Consider the following 14,524-nt stretch of genomic DNA (forward strand, 5'->3'; position numbering starts at 1 on the left):
AGCCTTCATGACCGGCCCCACAGCCAGCTTTATCGACCATGACCCGAACGGCCGGCTGCATCTGCAGCACGGGCCGATCGACCTGATCATCGGCGTCGATGGCGCCATTTCACTGGAGCTGGAAGCTTACTTTCGCGCCCACGCCTTCGCCCATGCCAACCGCCGTTTTCGCACGGTTCTGGACGAGTTGATGGCAGAACTGCCACTGCTGAAAAGCCAGGCGCTGACCGGCTGTGCCTTGCCGCAAGGGCAGATCGCCAAGCGCATGATGACAGCCGTGCTTCCCTTTGCGGACACGGGCTTCATCACGCCGATGGCAGCCGTTGCCGGTGCGGTGGCAGACGAAGTCCTCGCCGCCATGCTGGCGAGCTTCGACGGCCAGGAGCGGCCGCGGCGGATCTATGTCAACAATGGCGGCGACATCGCCCTGCATCTCGATGAGCAGGCGGATTTTCGTATCCGAATGGCGCGCGAAGACGGCGCGCATCTCGGCGATTTCGCGGTGGATGCCGCAAGCCCGACCCGCGGCATCGCCACCAGCGGCCGCGGCGGACGCAGCCTGTCGATGGGCATTGCCGATTCGGTGACGGTGCTGGCATCGAATGCCGCCGCCGCCGATGCGGCCGCGACGATCGTTGCCAACGCGGTCGATCTGCCCGGCCATGCCGCCGTGCAGCGCCTGCCGGCCAATCGGGTTGTCGATGACAGCGATCTCGGCGCCCGGCTGGTGACCGTCGATTGCGGCGATCTGAGCGATGCCGAGGTGACCGCGGCACTCGACGCCGGTGGCGCCAAGGCACAGAGCCTGATGACGCAGGGACTGGTGCATCGCGCCGGGCTGTTCCTGAAATCCCAGGGCCATCTGGTCACCGCCGATCTCGAGACCATTGCCATGCCGGCTCGGTCCGGTCCCCTTCTGGAGAGCAAACGTTATGCCTGAACCGAAGATCCGCAAATTCCTGACCATCACCGAGGACATCTATCACGAAGGCGGCAAGCCGGTCGAAACGCCCCTGAAGCGCGGTGCGATCCTCGCCGTCATCGAGAACCCCTTTGCCGGCAGCTATCACGAAGAGATCGCCGGTTTCATGAAGGATCTGGAGCCGCTCGGCCTGATGATGGCCAACCGGCTGATCGAGGCGCTCGGCGGCGACAAAACCGATATCCAGGGTTATGGCAAGGGCGCCATTGTCGGCCAGGCCGGCGAGCTGGAACATGGCGCGCTCTGGCATGTGCCGGGCGGCTATGCCATGCGCGAAGCATTGGGCGATGCCAAGGCCATCGTGCCCTCCACCAAGAAGGTCGGCGTTCCCGGCACACGGCTTGATGTGCCCGTCACCCATATCAACGCCTCCTATGTGCGCAGCCATTTCGACGCCATGGAAGTCGGCATTCCGGATGCGCCGCGCGCCAACGAGATCATCCTCGCCCTGGTCATGACCACCGGCGCCCGCGTTCATGCCCGCGTTGGTGGGTTGAAGGCCGACGATATCAAGGGCGAGGACGGCCTGCGGTGAAGGCGGAAATCCGCAAGCTCGCCACCTTCGTTGAAGAGGTCCATAGCGAGATGGGACGCCCCGTCTCGCCGCCGACCCGCAAGGCCGCCGCCGTTGCCGTCATCCGCAACCCCTTCGCCGGCACCTATGTCGAGGACCTGACGCTTTTGATGGAGATGGGCGCGGAACTGGGCGATCTGCTCGGCCGCCGTTGCGTCGCCGCGCTCGGCATCGCGCCTGAGACCGCCGAAAGCTATGGCAAGGCGGCCATGGTCGGCGAGAATGGCGAGCTGGAACATGCCGCAGCCCTCCTCCACCCTAGCATGGGCAAGCCGCTGCGCGAAGCCGTGCATCACGGCGCAGCCCTGGTGCCCTCCTCCAAGAAACGCGGCGGACCGGGGCAGGTTCTCGACATCCCGCTCGGCCACAAGGATGCAGCCTTCGTGCGCTCCCATTTCGACGGCATGGAAGTGACGCTCAACGATGCGCCGCGTGCCAACGAGATCATGGTCGCAGTGGTCGTGACCGATAGCGGCCGGCCACTGGCCAGGGTCGGCGGGCTCAAAGCCTCGGAGATCGAAGGCAAGGACGGGCTGCGCTGACAGCAAAACCGTTGACAGGCCAAAACTTGCGCTCATAATCGTTCGTACACAAACAATAAAAACGGGAACCGCAGTGTCTGAGCAAAACGAGAATACGCCCGGAATCCAGTCGCAGGTGGCCGGCATCGACGTCGGCGGCACCTTTACCGATCTGGTGCTGTTTGATGCGGAGAACGGCACCGTGCGCCTTGCCAAGGTTCCGACGACCCTCGACAATCAGGCGACCGGGGTCCTGAATGCCCTCGACGCAGCGCAAGCCGATATCGCAGCCCTCGACCTGATCGTGCATGGCACCACGACGACGACCAACGCCGTTCTCGAGCGCCATCTCTGCAAGACGGGCCTGATCACAACGATGGGCTTCCGCGACGTGCTGGAGCTTGGCCGCCGCACCCGGCCGCAGCCCTATGGCATGAAAGGCGAATTCAAGCCGATCATCACCCGCGACCTCAGGCTGGAAATCCCCGAGCGCATGGATGCGAGCGGCAAAGTGCTGGTGACGCTCGATGAGGACGCTTTGCGCGGCGCGCTACAGGTCCTGATCGACAAGGACTGCGAATCCCTCGTCATCCACTTCCTGCATGCCTACGCCAACCCCGCCCATGAATTGCGCGCTGGCGAGATCGCGAAAGAAATGTGGCCGAACGGCAATATCACCCTTGGCCATGCCCTTTTGTCGGAAAGCCGCGAATTCGAGCGCGGCGTGACCGCTGCCGTCAATGCCTCCGTCCAGCCGCTGCTGCGCCGCTACGTCGAGCGGCTTGCCGATCAACTGGCCAGCCGCGGTTATCGCCACGACGTTCTTGTCATGAACGGCAATGGCGGCATGGTCTCGGCCCGCCATGTGGCAAATGAAGCCGCCAAGACGGTGATGTCCGGCCCGGCCTCCGGCGTCATGGCGGCCGCCTATACCGGCCGGCGCGCCGGCATGCCGGATCTCATCACCTATGACATGGGCGGCACATCAACGGATGTGGCGCTGATCCGCAACGCCGAGCCCGCCGTCTCCAACGAGATCGAGGTGGAATATGCCATGCCGATCCATGTGCCGATGGTCGATGTGCGCACGGTCGGCGCCGGCGGCGGCTCGATTGCCCGGATCACCGCAGCCGGTCTTTTGCAGGTTGGCCCCGACAGCGCCGGCGCCTCGCCCGGCCCGATCTGCTACGGCCGCGGCGGCACCCGGCCGACCATCTCGGATGCCAACCTGCTGCTCGGCCGCCTTGATCCCGGCCGGCTGAATTCCGTTCCGGGCGGCATGTCGCTTGACCATGTCAAAGGCATTTTCGAACGGGATCTCGGCGCGCCGCTCGGGCTGGACGCGACAGCTGCGGCTGCGGCCGTCATCCGCGTCGCCAATGCCCGCATGGCCGATGCCGTGCGCATGGTTTCCGTCAGCCTTGGCGAAGACCCCCGCGACTTCGCGCTCTTTGCCTTTGGCGGCGCCGGTCCGCTGCATGCAACGGCGATCGCCCGTGAACTGGGCATTCCCAAGGTACTGGCGCCGTCGCGCCCCGGCATCACCAATGCGCTCGGCTGCGTGGTGGCGGATCTGCGCCACGATTTCGTCAATACGGTCAACCGCCCGCTCTCCGTCGTCGATATCGATGCGGTGCATGCGCTCTTTGCCCGCCAGTCGGAAGAGGGCCGCCGGCTGATCGACAAGGAAGCCGTCGCCATCCGCGAAATCCGCGAGATCTGCTCGGTAGACATGCAGTTCATCGGCCAGACCCACCTGCTGCGCGTTCCCCTGCCCGGACCGGTGCCGACCCTCAATGAGCTCCAGACGCGCTTCGAAGAGGCTTACTTTCAGCGCTTCCATGTCGAACTGCCGGAGATCCGCGCCAGCCTGGTCAATGTCAACACCTCGGTCATCGGCCGTCGCGCTGAGATCGATCTGTCGCTGCTGATCGATCCGACAGGACGTAAGCAGACACTAACCGAGGCGCAAACCGGCACCCGCTCCGTCTGGTTCGACGCCTGGCATCAGACGCCGATCTACTGGCGCGATTTCCTGCCGCTCGATGCAGTGATCGAAGGACCCGCGATCGTCGAGCAGATGGACACCACCATCCTGATCGAGCCTGGCGACAGTGCCGCCCAGGATCGCGACGGCAATATCATCATCACCATCGGAGGCCGCCTGTGAGCATCGATCCGATCACCCTCTCCGTCATCCAGTCCGGCCTGCAGCAGGTCTGCGACGAGATGGACCTGACCTTTTCGCGCGCCGCCTTCTCGCCGGTGATTGCCGAGGCCAATGACCGCTCCGACGGCATTTATTCCGCCGTCGATGGATCGCTGATCGCGCAGGGGCTGACCGGCCTGCCGGTCTTCGTCGGCACGATGCAATATTCCACCCGCACGCTGATCGAGATGATTGCCGCCGGCAAGGCCGCCGAACCGAAACCGGGCGACATCTATATCGTCAACGATCCCTATCTCGGCGGCACCCATCTGATGGATGTGCGCTTCGCCATGCCGGTCTACCGCGATGGCAAGATCTTCTGCTGGCTGTCCAATACCGGCCATTGGCCCGATACCGGCGGCGCCGTTCCGGGCGGCTTTTCGGCCTCGGCCACCTCGGTGGAACAGGAAGGCCTGCGCCTGCCGCCGGTTCGCCTCTTCAAGCAGGGCAAGCTCGACACCGAAATCTACGCGATCATCTGCTCCAACATCCGCGTCTCGGAGCAGCGCATCGGCGACGTGAAGGCCCAGGCCGCGGCGCTGCTGGTCGGCGAACAGCGCCTCGCCCGCATTCTCGACCGTTACGGCGACGACACCGTGACGGAGGCGATCGCCGAATTGCGGGTGCGCGCCGCCGAACAGATGCGGGCCAATATCAAGCTTATCCCGGAGGGGACCTATCACTCGACCGCCTATGTCGATAGCGACGGTGTGGTCAACGAACCGCTGGAGATCCGCCTCGCCATCAAGGCCAAGGACGGCGAACTCGATTTCGATTTCACCGGCTCGTCAAAACCCTGCATCGGCCCGATGAACTCCGTGCTGGCAACGACCCTGTCCTCCGTCTATCTCGCCATGCGCCACATCTTCCCCGATGTGCCGATCAGCGCCGGCGCTTTTGAGCCCCTGAAGGTCAAGCGGCCGGAAGGCACCTTCCTGGATGCGCAATATCCCCGACCTGTCTCGGGATGTGCTGCCGAAGTCAGCCAGCGGATCGCCGAAGCCGTCTTTGCCGCCCTGGTCGAAGCCCTGCCGGATCGCGTCACCGCATCGCCGGCCGGCAGTTCCGGCAATTTCGCGCTCGGCGGCCATGATCCGGACCGCAATCGCGGCTACGTCATGTACCAGATCTCCGGCGGCGGTTACGGCGGCAATGCCGATCACGACGGTCTGGCCAATGGCTGCTCGACCATCGGCATTTCCAAGGCACCACCGGTCGAGATCATGGAGCAGCAGTTCCCCGTTCTCTACCATCGCTATGCGCTACGCGAAGGGTCCGGCGGTGCCGGCCACCATCGCGGCGGCTTCGGCCTCGACTACGAAATCGAACTGCGGCGCGGCGATGCCACGGCGAGCTTCGTCATGGACCACGGCCGCTTCGGCCCGCCGGGCGCTCTCGGCGGCAAGGATGGCCAGCCCAATACCGTGACCGTCTGGCGCGACGGAATTGCGATGACGCCGGAACATCTGTCGAAGGCGCAGGACATTCCCTTGAAACCCGGTGATCGGGTGCGCGTGCGGACACCCGGCGGCGGCGGCTATGGCGATCCGCTGACCCGTGACCCGCAGGCCGTGGCCGAAGACGTGCGCCTGGGCCGTTATAGCGTGGCGGACGCCGGAGCCCTGTTCGGCGTTGAACTGGATCAGGCCGGAAGACCGGACTTGGCTGCGACCGAAAGGCGGCGCGGGACCACTTGCTAAAAGATGGTAAGCAAGCATATCAAGAGTGAGTGTCCGCACTGGCTGGGAACAAGGTCGGTCCTGAGCACGGGCGCCGTCTGATACAGTCCTTTTGCACGGCGTCCCTATCATGCGTTGCCTGGGATGGAAGGTCGCGGCGGTCATGATTCACGATGCTTTCAGGCACGGGCTGTGATAGGCGGCGCCATCAGATTTTTTTGACGACGGCAAAACGATAATGATCAACGAGCACCTCTATTACCTGAGCCGTTACGCTTTGGTAGAACTCAAGCGAACGCTGCATCTGCCGGTCAAGGGCGATAAGAAGCACTTCTGCGCCCGTATCATCCGCGGCGTGCGCGCAGGCCGTATTCATCCCGGCACCGTTTTCACAGCGATTGCCCGCCGGGACGGATTCGGGTCGCAGGTTTTGTCCCGCCTGACGATCCAGGCGACGGCGCGCGACATCGGCGTCGACTATGTCCACACGCCGTTCGGGCACATTGCACACAGCGAGGGCGATCCGGACACCTGGAGCGCACGCTGCGAGGCTGCCTTCAATCTCGGAGAAGGCCTGAGACGCCGAGACGAGGTCGATCTCCCCTTGGTGGATTTCCGTGATTACGCGCTCCGGCCGGATCTCTGGGCCCACCCGCATATGATCGAGTTCTCGCATTTGTACGAACATTGTGACCGATATCCGGATCTGCTGCGTGATGTCGTGCGTCCGCAACGATCCGTCAGGCAATTCACAAGTCCGCGCCTGACCCTCGCTGTCCACGTGCGGCGCGGCGACGTCTCTCCGGATATGACCAGCGAACGTTATGTCAGTGCCGACCGGATCTTTTCCACGGCGATCGCGGCGGAAAAGGCCCTGGCAGCCGCCGGCTTCGAATGCGATATCCACATTTACAGCAATGGCGACGCGGCCGAGTTTTCTGCCTTTGCAAACCACGGCATGCGGCTGCATCTCGACCTGGGCGCGCTTGAGACATTCGAAGCGATCAAGAAGGCCGATGTGCTGATGACCGCAAAGAGCACGTTCAGCTACGATGCCGGCCTCTATTCAGACGGACTGGTGATCTATGACAGGTTCCCGCGGCCGCCGCTTTCCGGCTGGGTCGAGATCGGCAGGAAAGGCGGCTTTGCCGAAGAGGCCTTCCAGCGCGCCCTTGCGCCGCATCTGCCTGCCGGTTCTTAGCGGTATTGGTCACGGGGATTTCAGAAACCGCAGGCTGAGAATGTCGGCGACCGTCTTTTGCAGCCGGAAGCCGAAGGAGCCCTGTGCCGCCGCCAGGCATCCGCGGTCGCTCGACCATCCGCTCAGCCACCAGAGAATGCGCCGACGTTGCGCACGCCGCGCATGGATGGGGAACAGGTAGATCCAGCTGTTGAGGATACGGTAGAGCGGTTTGTCGTAATTGTCTTCCCAAGGGATGACCGCGAAGCTGCTGCGCTTGACCAGAAGCGACAGGATGGCCTGATCGTGCCTGTGGGACCGAAAGCGGGAGGATTGTCGGCCGGGATTGCAATCATCGTTCAAGAGCCGGTAGCCATCTTCGCGGCAAAGGGCGATCCATTGGTCCACCAAGACGCGTGTGTCGGCCCTGTTGCAAAGGACGAGGATCGTGCCCTGGACCTGGGTGGTCTCGACCTCCTCGGGGGTCGCCTGCATATGGTCCAGCAATTCCTGCTTGGAATATTCGGCCTCGGCAAAGGGGAGCGAGAAGAACAGGCCGCCGGTCGTCGATGCAGATTGCAGATAATCGAGCAGCCGCGGACCACCGCGCGACGACAGCTCGCAGCCGCCATCGGCATAGACCAGCAGGCTACCGTCTTCCATCTCCTCAAGGAGAGCCTTGATGAGCAGCGGTTTCCACAGCCAATAGCCGAAGCCCCGCGGATTGCCCCGAATGAAGGCGGCATCCGTTTCGGACCAGTCGGGCGGCATGATCGTCAGGCCGTCTGGAACCACCTCGTCCGAGGCGACGCCTGTATCCAGCTGCAGGACGACCTTGTCGAACCAGGCGGAGGAAAGCGCTTCTGTGGCGAGCCGAAACGCCGCCCGACGGTAGCGTGGCCGATGCGCTCCGAAGGTGGCAAAGACGGTTATTGCCGGTTTGGGTGTTGCACCGAAGGGCAATGTGGCATGATCAGGCCAGACTTTCCGCCGGTAGTCTGCCTTATCAGCCGATTTCTTCGCCATGGTCATGCCTGATCTGTCGCATTTCTCATAAATCGATCGGCCCCCCGTGAACCGACCGCACCGCTCTTCGGCAACTGTTGCCAAGGACAGTATTGGACGAAAAACACGAGCTGCGGAAGCCGTCGAGATAGACGAATGCGCCGATGATGCACAACGGCTTCTCAGCTATTTCTCTTCCTCGCAGCCGGTTTGCAGCGTGTGCACAGGTCTGTTCAGAGGCCGCGGCAGTCTGCTATGCCTTGAGAGGTTTACCCTCAGCCCGAGCGAGCACCCATGCGTTTTGCCCTTAATCACATCGTCGCGCCGCGCCTGTCGCTGGCATCCTTCTTACACCTTGCCCGACAGCTCGGCATGAGCGAGGTCGAGATCCGCAATGACATTCCAGACATCGTCGGCACGATGGAACCGGACGCGGTCAAGGCGGCGGCGCAAGACAATGACCTTACCATCATCTCGATCAATGCGCTTTATCCGTTCAATGTCTGGTCGGGTGATCTTCCCGAGCGGGCAAGGACAATGGCAGACTATGCCGCCCGCTGCGGCGCCCGCGCTCTGGTCATGTGCCCGCTCAACGATGGCCGAGCCGTGGCCGACGGTGATCTGGTCGAGGCTCTGAGGCAAATGAAGCCGATCCTCGATGACCACGGCCTGACCGGCCTGGTCGAGCCGCTCGGCTTTCCGGTCTCCTCGCTGCGTCTGAAGGCAAAAGCCGTCGAAGCGATCAAGGCAGCCGATGGCGAAAAGACCTACAAGCTCGTGCACGACACCTTCCACCACCATCTGGCCGGAGAAACGGAATTCTTCCCCGAATGGACCGGGCTCGTTCACATCTCCGGCGTGGCCGATCCAGCCGTCCGTGTCGAGGACATGCTCGACGCCCACCGCATCCTGATCGACGGCGACGACAGGCTGGAAAACATCGCCCAGATCCGGCATCTGCTGTCGGCAGGTTTTGATGGCCCCTACTCTTTCGAGCCCTTCGCCGAAAGTGTCCACGCTCTGTCGGCACCAAAAGCCGCCCTCGAAGAAAGCCTTGCCTGGGTCAGGCAGGCGGTCGGCTAGCGCGCAGGCGAAGCGGCGGCAACGGCCTGCTGCCATTGCCGGTGATAGGCGGCGAGATCCAAGGACGGTGCGATGCGGCGATCGCGACCGGGCGGCGGCCTGCAGCCGGTCAGCAGAGCCGCACCCTGCGCCGTTCCGGTCGGTGCACCATCGGCCAGCACGATCACATCGCGGCCGGCGATCGACGCAAGCGCCCTCAGATAGAGGCTGTTACCGCTGAACGGCCCCTCGACCACGATCGGCCCATCGGCATGCAGCAGGTCGAGGCAGGCATGGGTCATCATCGCCACGTAAAGCGAGGCGGCCGCATAAAGCTCAGCCGCACCGGCCGGCGCGCCCAGCCATTGCAGGCGATGCCCAGGATAAGGCCCCGATCCTTCCGCCACGTTGGGCAACACCATCAGCGAGCGCCCGATTACGCCGGCGGCGACCGTATCCACCTCTGCCGGATCGGGGGCCTCGATATCCCTCGTCAGCATCTCGAACTCCCGCCCGCCCATGAAGCGCGCCGAGGGCACAGGCTTGCCGAAGGCATCGACATTGGCCAGCGTATCGCGGGCCGGATCGAGCCCGACGATCGGGCTGCCGACCGCAAAGCTCACCACCCAGGTACCGGTCGAGACCACCGAAAACGGCGCTTGCCGACGGATCAGATGCGGCAGCAGCGAGGCATTGGAATCGTGAATGCCGCAATGGACAGGCATGTCGCCGAAAATGCCAGTCTGCGCGGAAATATGCGGCAGCACCGAGCCCAGCGCCTCGAAGGCCGAATGCACCGGCGCCATCCTGTCGCGAATGCCGAGACGATCGACCAGCGCAGAATAGTCGCTGGTTTCCGGACGCCAGAGATCGGTGTGGCAGCCGAGCGACGTCACCTCGTTGGCGGCGATGCCGGTCAGGCGGAAGGCCCAGTATTGCGGATAGGTCAGGATCGTCGCGACCCGCGCGAAAGCATCGGGAAACGCGGTCTTCTGATAATGCAGTTGCGCACCGACATTGAGACCCATGGCCAGGCGCGGCGAAAAGGTCTCGGTGAAATCCGGCCGGATGGCATAATAGGCGGTGCGGATCTCGTCCGGATACTCCTGCTCGTAATCCAGCACCGGCAGGGCAAGGCCGCCATCCTCCGCCAGCAGAACGGCGCTCGCCCCATGAGTGGTGATGGAAATCGCATCGAACCCCGGCACCTTTGCAAAGGCCTGCAGGGCGTCCATCAAGAATGCCCAGAGCGCATCGATATCGTAGTGTTGATAGGGCGGGCCGGGCAGCACGCGGTTCGGCATGCGCCGCGCGGCAATCTCCGCGCCCGTCGCCACATCCAGCACCACCAGCTTAGCGTTGGTCTTGCCGATATCGAAGACGGCGACCCGTTCCAGCGACGCGGCGCTCATGGCAGATGAAAGACCGTGACGAGATCGGTGGCAATCGGCGAATTGTCCGGATTGCTTTCCATGATATCGGCCATATGCGCCCACCAGCGCTTCATGACAGGATGATCGGGCAGATCGGCCATGCCATGGTTTTTCGGCCGGGTCAGCACGCCGAACAGGACATTGGTCTCCCGGTCGAGATGGATCGAATAGTCCGAGATGCCGGCCTCCCGCAGCAGCGCCACCAGCTCCGGCCAGATCTCGTCATGACGCTTGCGGTATTCCGCTTCCATGCCGGGATGAAGCTGCATCTTGAAGGCATGTTTTTCCAGGTCAACCATCAACCGGCCCTCGAATTCTTGATGCGCCGCGCCACGATCGGCAGGGCAATGGTGATGATCAGCAACAGGCCGATGAAGATCGACATGACGATGCCGGGCACGTTCAGCAATCCAAGGCCGAAGGTCACGAGACCCATGACGAAGGCGGCGATCACCACGCCGACAATGGTTCCCGCACCACCGAGGATCGACACGCCGCCGAGCACGACCATGGTCACCACTTCCAGCTCCCAGCCTTGCGCGATCGACGGGCGTGTCGAGCCGAGCCGGGAGGTCAGGCAGACCGCCGCGATGCCGCTCATCAGGCCGGTCAGCAGGAACAGGATGAACTTGACCCTCTCGACCGGGATACCTGAAAAGCGTGCGGCAAAGGGATTGTTGCCGATCACATAAACCTGCCGTCCGAAATTGGTCTTGTGCAGCAGCACGGCAAACAGGGCGGCAATCACCAGAAACAGCACGAACTCGAAGGAAAACACCCAGAATACATAGCCCTGGCCGAAGAAGGCAAAGTCCGGCGGGTATTTGCCGAAGGCCTGATCGCCCAGCACGATATAGGAAATGCCGCGGAACAAGCTCATCGTGCCGATGGTGACGACAATCGACGGCAGTTTCAGCCCGGCCACCAGAAGGCCGTTGAACGCGCCGCACAGCAGTCCGACGGCGATGCCGATCGCCACCAGCCCCGGCGTACCAACGCCCATCTGCACGGCATACCCCATCGCGGTGGAGGCCAGCGCGATGATGGCCGCCACCGACAGGTCGATTTCACCCGATATGATCAGCAGTGCCATGGCGAAGGCGATCATCGCCTTCTCGGTGAAATTGAAGGTCGCGTCGGACAGGTTCCAGGCATCGAGGAAATAGGGTGAAGCCAGGGAATTGGCGATGAAAATCAGCACCGCCACGCCGAACAGCAGCACTTCCCAGCTCGCCATGACACGTGTGAAGGGCGTGCCGAGGCGATCGGGAATGGCGCGCTTTTCGCGGGGTTCGGTCTTTGCAAGCGTCATGCGATCACCTCGTTGGTCTTGTCCTTGGCGGCGCGGTCGCGCAGGATGATCCGGCCTTTCTTGCGCTCGGCCCTTGCATTGAACACCACGGCCAGAACGATCACCACACCGGAAATCGCCATCTGCGCGAAAGGCGATATGCCGATCACCGGCAGGGCATTCTTGATGACGCCAAGAAACAGCGCGCCCAGCACCGTGCCGATGACGGAACCAATGCCACCGGCAATCGAGATGCCGCCGATCACGCAGGCCGCGACACTGTCGAGCTCGAAGCCGGCGGCGATATCCACATAGGCAACCGCATAACGCGACACCCAGAGATAACCGCTGAGGCCCGCCAACCCACCGGACAGCACGAAGGCGAGGAACCGCGCCCGCCCGACATCGATGCCGGCATAGATCGCGGCTGTCGGATTGCCGCCCGTCGCATAGGCCGAGCGGCCGAACGGCGTGCGGGTCAGCACGAACCAGATGGCAAGGACGATGGCGATCGCCACCCACGAGAGGATAGGCATGCCAAGCACGCTGATGCGCGGGAAATTGAGGAAACTCGGCGACATCTGATGGGCATTGACCCAGCTGCCGCCCGACAGCACGAAGGCCATGCCGCGATAGATGGTCAGCGTACCAAGCGTCACGACGATCGGCGGGATCTGCAGCGCCCAGACCAGGAACCCGTTGAGACTGCCGAGCAGCGCGCCGATGGCGATCGCCATGACGATCAGAAGGCCAAGCGGCATGCCGGGAAACGCCGCATCCGTCATCGCCACGACCATGCCAGTGAAGGCGAGATTGGCGGCAACCGACAGATCGATCGATTTCGTCAGGATGACCGTCATCTGGCCGAGCGCCAGGATGATCAGGATCGAGGTATCGTTGAAGATCGTGGCGAGATTTCCAGGCGCTGCGAAATTCGGCGCGCGCGTCGAAAAGCCGAGGATCATCGCGACGATGATCAGACCCAGCAGCAGTTCGCGATGTTTGAAGAGCCGTTGCATGTTCTGTTCCTTACGCATTGCCGGTCGCGGCGCGCACCAGCGTCTCGGCGGTGAGGCCCTCGCGCGGGTAGATGCCGCCGGCCAGGCCTTCATGCATCACCATGACGCGATCCGACATGCCGAGAATTTCCGGCAGTTCGGACGAGATCATGATGATCGACAGGCCTTCGCTGGCGAGTTCGCTGATAAAGCCATGCACGGCAGCCTTGGAGCCGATATCAATGCCCTTGGTCGGCTCGTCGAGAATAATCACCTTCGGCGCCGTCGCCAGCCATTTGCCGATCACCACCTTCTGCTGGTTGCCGCCGGACAGGGTGCCGACCGGCACCGACAGGGCCGCGGCACGCAGGTCCAGCCGCTCGGCATATTTGCGCGCCAGCGCCAGCTCGTTGATCACCCGCAGGAAACCGCGCGCAGACGTCCGCGCCAGCGATGGCAGCGAGATATTCTGGTAGATCGGCATCTCCAGCGCCAGCCCATGGCGCCCGCGCTCTTCCGGCACATAGACGATCCCGGCGGCGATCGCATCGGCCGGCGAACGGATCTCGATCGGCCGGCCCTCCAGCGTCAACGTGCCCGAAGCCGGCCGGGTGATGCCGAACAGTGATTGGCACAGCTCGGAGCGCCCGGCGCCGATCAGCCCGTAGACCCCGAGGATTTCGCCCTGCCTCAGCTCGAAGGAAATGTTCCGGAATTCGGTCTCATGGCAGTAATTCTCGACCGACAGAACGGTCTTGCCGATGGCAACCTCAGTCTTCGGAAAGACGTCATGCACATCGCGCCCGACCATCAGGCGGACGATCTCGTCCTGCGGCGTTTCCTTCAGCCGACCGCTGCCGACCATGCGGCCATCGCGGAACACGGCAAAGTTTTCGGCGATTTCATAGACTTCGTCGAACTTGTGGCTGATGAACAGGATGGCTTTGCCGCGAGCCTTCAGGCCCTCGACGATGCGGAACAGGTCGTCGATCTCCTTGCGCGACAGAGCCGCGGTCGGCTCGTCCATGATGACGATGCGCGCTTCCACCGACAGCGCCCGGGCAATCGCCACCAGATGCCGCTGGGCGATCGACAGGTCTTTGAGGCGGATGGTCGGGTCGATCGTGCTTTCGAGCTGCAGCAGCAGTTGGCGCGATTTGGCGTATATGGTCTTCCAGTCGATCAGGCCGAACCGGGTGCGCGGTGCATGGCCGAGAAAGATATTCTCGCCGACTGTCAATTCGTCGAACAGCACGGTTTCCTGATGGATCGCCGTGACGCCGGCATCGATCGCAGCCTGCGCACTGGCAAAGCTAACGACCTGCCCGTCGATCAGGATCTCGCCTTCGTTGGGGCGATAGATCCCGGTCAGGATCTTCACCAGCGTCGACTTGCCCGCACCGTTTTCGCCGATCAGGGCCGTGACCTGTCCGGGATAAAGTGCAATGCTGACCCCATCCAGTGCCTTGACGCCCGGAAAGATCTGCGAAATGCCGCGCATTTCGAGAATGGGCGTGTCGGTCGGCAGGAGCGTAGCGTCGAGCTTTTGGGATTGGACAGTCATCATCAGGCTTTACCGGTCAATCATGA

General features: G+C 63.1%; 13 protein-coding genes. 7 read left to right on the forward strand and 6 right to left on the reverse strand.

Going from position 1 to position 14,524, the window contains the following annotated elements; genetic code table 11:
- Nucleotides 1-7 precede the first annotated feature (7 nt).
- From HGO38_RS21245 to HGO38_RS21270, 6 genes are all read left to right on the forward strand, one after another.
- Complete coding sequence (locus HGO38_RS21245) at nt 8-940, forward strand: UPF0280 family protein (RefSeq protein WP_250957903.1); 933 nt, start codon at nt 8-10, stop codon at nt 938-940.
- Nucleotides 933-1,517, forward strand: coding sequence for an amino acid synthesis family protein (locus HGO38_RS21250; protein ID WP_250957904.1), 585 nt, complete (start codon nt 933-935; stop codon nt 1,515-1,517). Before HGO38_RS21245 ends, HGO38_RS21250 begins: the two co-directional genes overlap by 8 nt.
- On the forward strand, nt 1,514-2,098 hold the full coding sequence (locus HGO38_RS21255) for an amino acid synthesis family protein (RefSeq protein ID WP_250957905.1): 585 nt from the start codon (nt 1,514-1,516) through the stop codon (nt 2,096-2,098). Before HGO38_RS21250 ends, HGO38_RS21255 begins: the two co-directional genes overlap by 4 nt.
- Before the next feature lie 73 nt (nt 2,099-2,171).
- A complete protein-coding gene (locus HGO38_RS21260; RefSeq protein ID WP_250957906.1) occupies nt 2,172-4,247 on the forward strand; it encodes a hydantoinase/oxoprolinase family protein in 2,076 nt (691 codons plus the stop codon).
- On the forward strand, nt 4,244-5,986 hold the full coding sequence (locus tag HGO38_RS21265) for a hydantoinase B/oxoprolinase family protein (RefSeq protein ID WP_250957907.1): 1,743 nt from the start codon (nt 4,244-4,246) through the stop codon (nt 5,984-5,986). Before HGO38_RS21260 ends, HGO38_RS21265 begins: the two co-directional genes overlap by 4 nt.
- Before the next feature lie 217 nt (nt 5,987-6,203).
- Nucleotides 6,204-7,166, forward strand: coding sequence for a hypothetical protein (locus HGO38_RS21270; RefSeq protein WP_250957908.1), 963 nt, complete (start codon nt 6,204-6,206; stop codon nt 7,164-7,166).
- Between the two features lie 9 nt (nt 7,167-7,175).
- Here the strand turns inward: HGO38_RS21270 and HGO38_RS21275 are convergent, their stop codons facing one another.
- Entirely contained in the window at nt 7,176-8,171 is a 996-nt protein-coding gene (locus HGO38_RS21275; protein WP_250957909.1) for a hypothetical protein, read from the reverse strand.
- A gap of 273 nt (nt 8,172-8,444) precedes the next feature.
- On the opposite strand from HGO38_RS21275, the gene HGO38_RS21280 reads away from it, so the two are divergent.
- Nucleotides 8,445-9,233, forward strand: coding sequence for a TIM barrel protein (locus HGO38_RS21280; RefSeq protein WP_250957910.1), 789 nt, complete (start codon nt 8,445-8,447; stop codon nt 9,231-9,233).
- On the opposite strand, the gene HGO38_RS21285 is transcribed toward HGO38_RS21280, so the two are convergent.
- Genes HGO38_RS21285 through HGO38_RS21305 form a run of 5 tightly spaced genes read right to left on the reverse strand, consistent with a single transcriptional unit; the run spans nt 9,230 to nt 14,501 of the window.
- Complete coding sequence (locus tag HGO38_RS21285; protein ID WP_250957911.1) at nt 9,230-10,624, reverse strand: FGGY-family carbohydrate kinase; 1,395 nt, start codon at nt 10,622-10,624, stop codon at nt 9,230-9,232. The two genes, HGO38_RS21280 and HGO38_RS21285, sit on opposite strands and share 4 nt — an antisense overlap.
- Entirely contained in the window at nt 10,621-10,944 is a 324-nt protein-coding gene (rhaM, locus tag HGO38_RS21290) for an L-rhamnose mutarotase (protein WP_250957912.1), read from the reverse strand. The genes HGO38_RS21285 and rhaM overlap by 4 nt, the downstream gene beginning before the upstream one ends.
- On the reverse strand, nt 10,944-11,957 hold the full coding sequence (locus HGO38_RS21295) for an ABC transporter permease (RefSeq protein WP_250957913.1): 1,014 nt from the start codon (nt 11,955-11,957) through the stop codon (nt 10,944-10,946). The genes rhaM and HGO38_RS21295 overlap by 1 nt, the downstream gene beginning before the upstream one ends.
- Nucleotides 11,954-12,955, reverse strand: coding sequence for an ABC transporter permease (locus tag HGO38_RS21300; protein ID WP_250957914.1), 1,002 nt, complete (start codon nt 12,953-12,955; stop codon nt 11,954-11,956). Before HGO38_RS21300 ends, HGO38_RS21295 begins: the two co-directional genes overlap by 4 nt.
- 10 nt (nt 12,956-12,965) lie before the next feature.
- Nucleotides 12,966-14,501, reverse strand: coding sequence for a sugar ABC transporter ATP-binding protein (locus HGO38_RS21305; protein ID WP_250957915.1), 1,536 nt, complete (start codon nt 14,499-14,501; stop codon nt 12,966-12,968).
- Between the last annotated feature and the right edge of the window lie 23 nt (nt 14,502-14,524).

Source organism: Rhizobium sp. CG5 (assembly GCF_023701945.1).
GTDB lineage: Bacteria > Pseudomonadota > Alphaproteobacteria > Rhizobiales > Rhizobiaceae > Allorhizobium.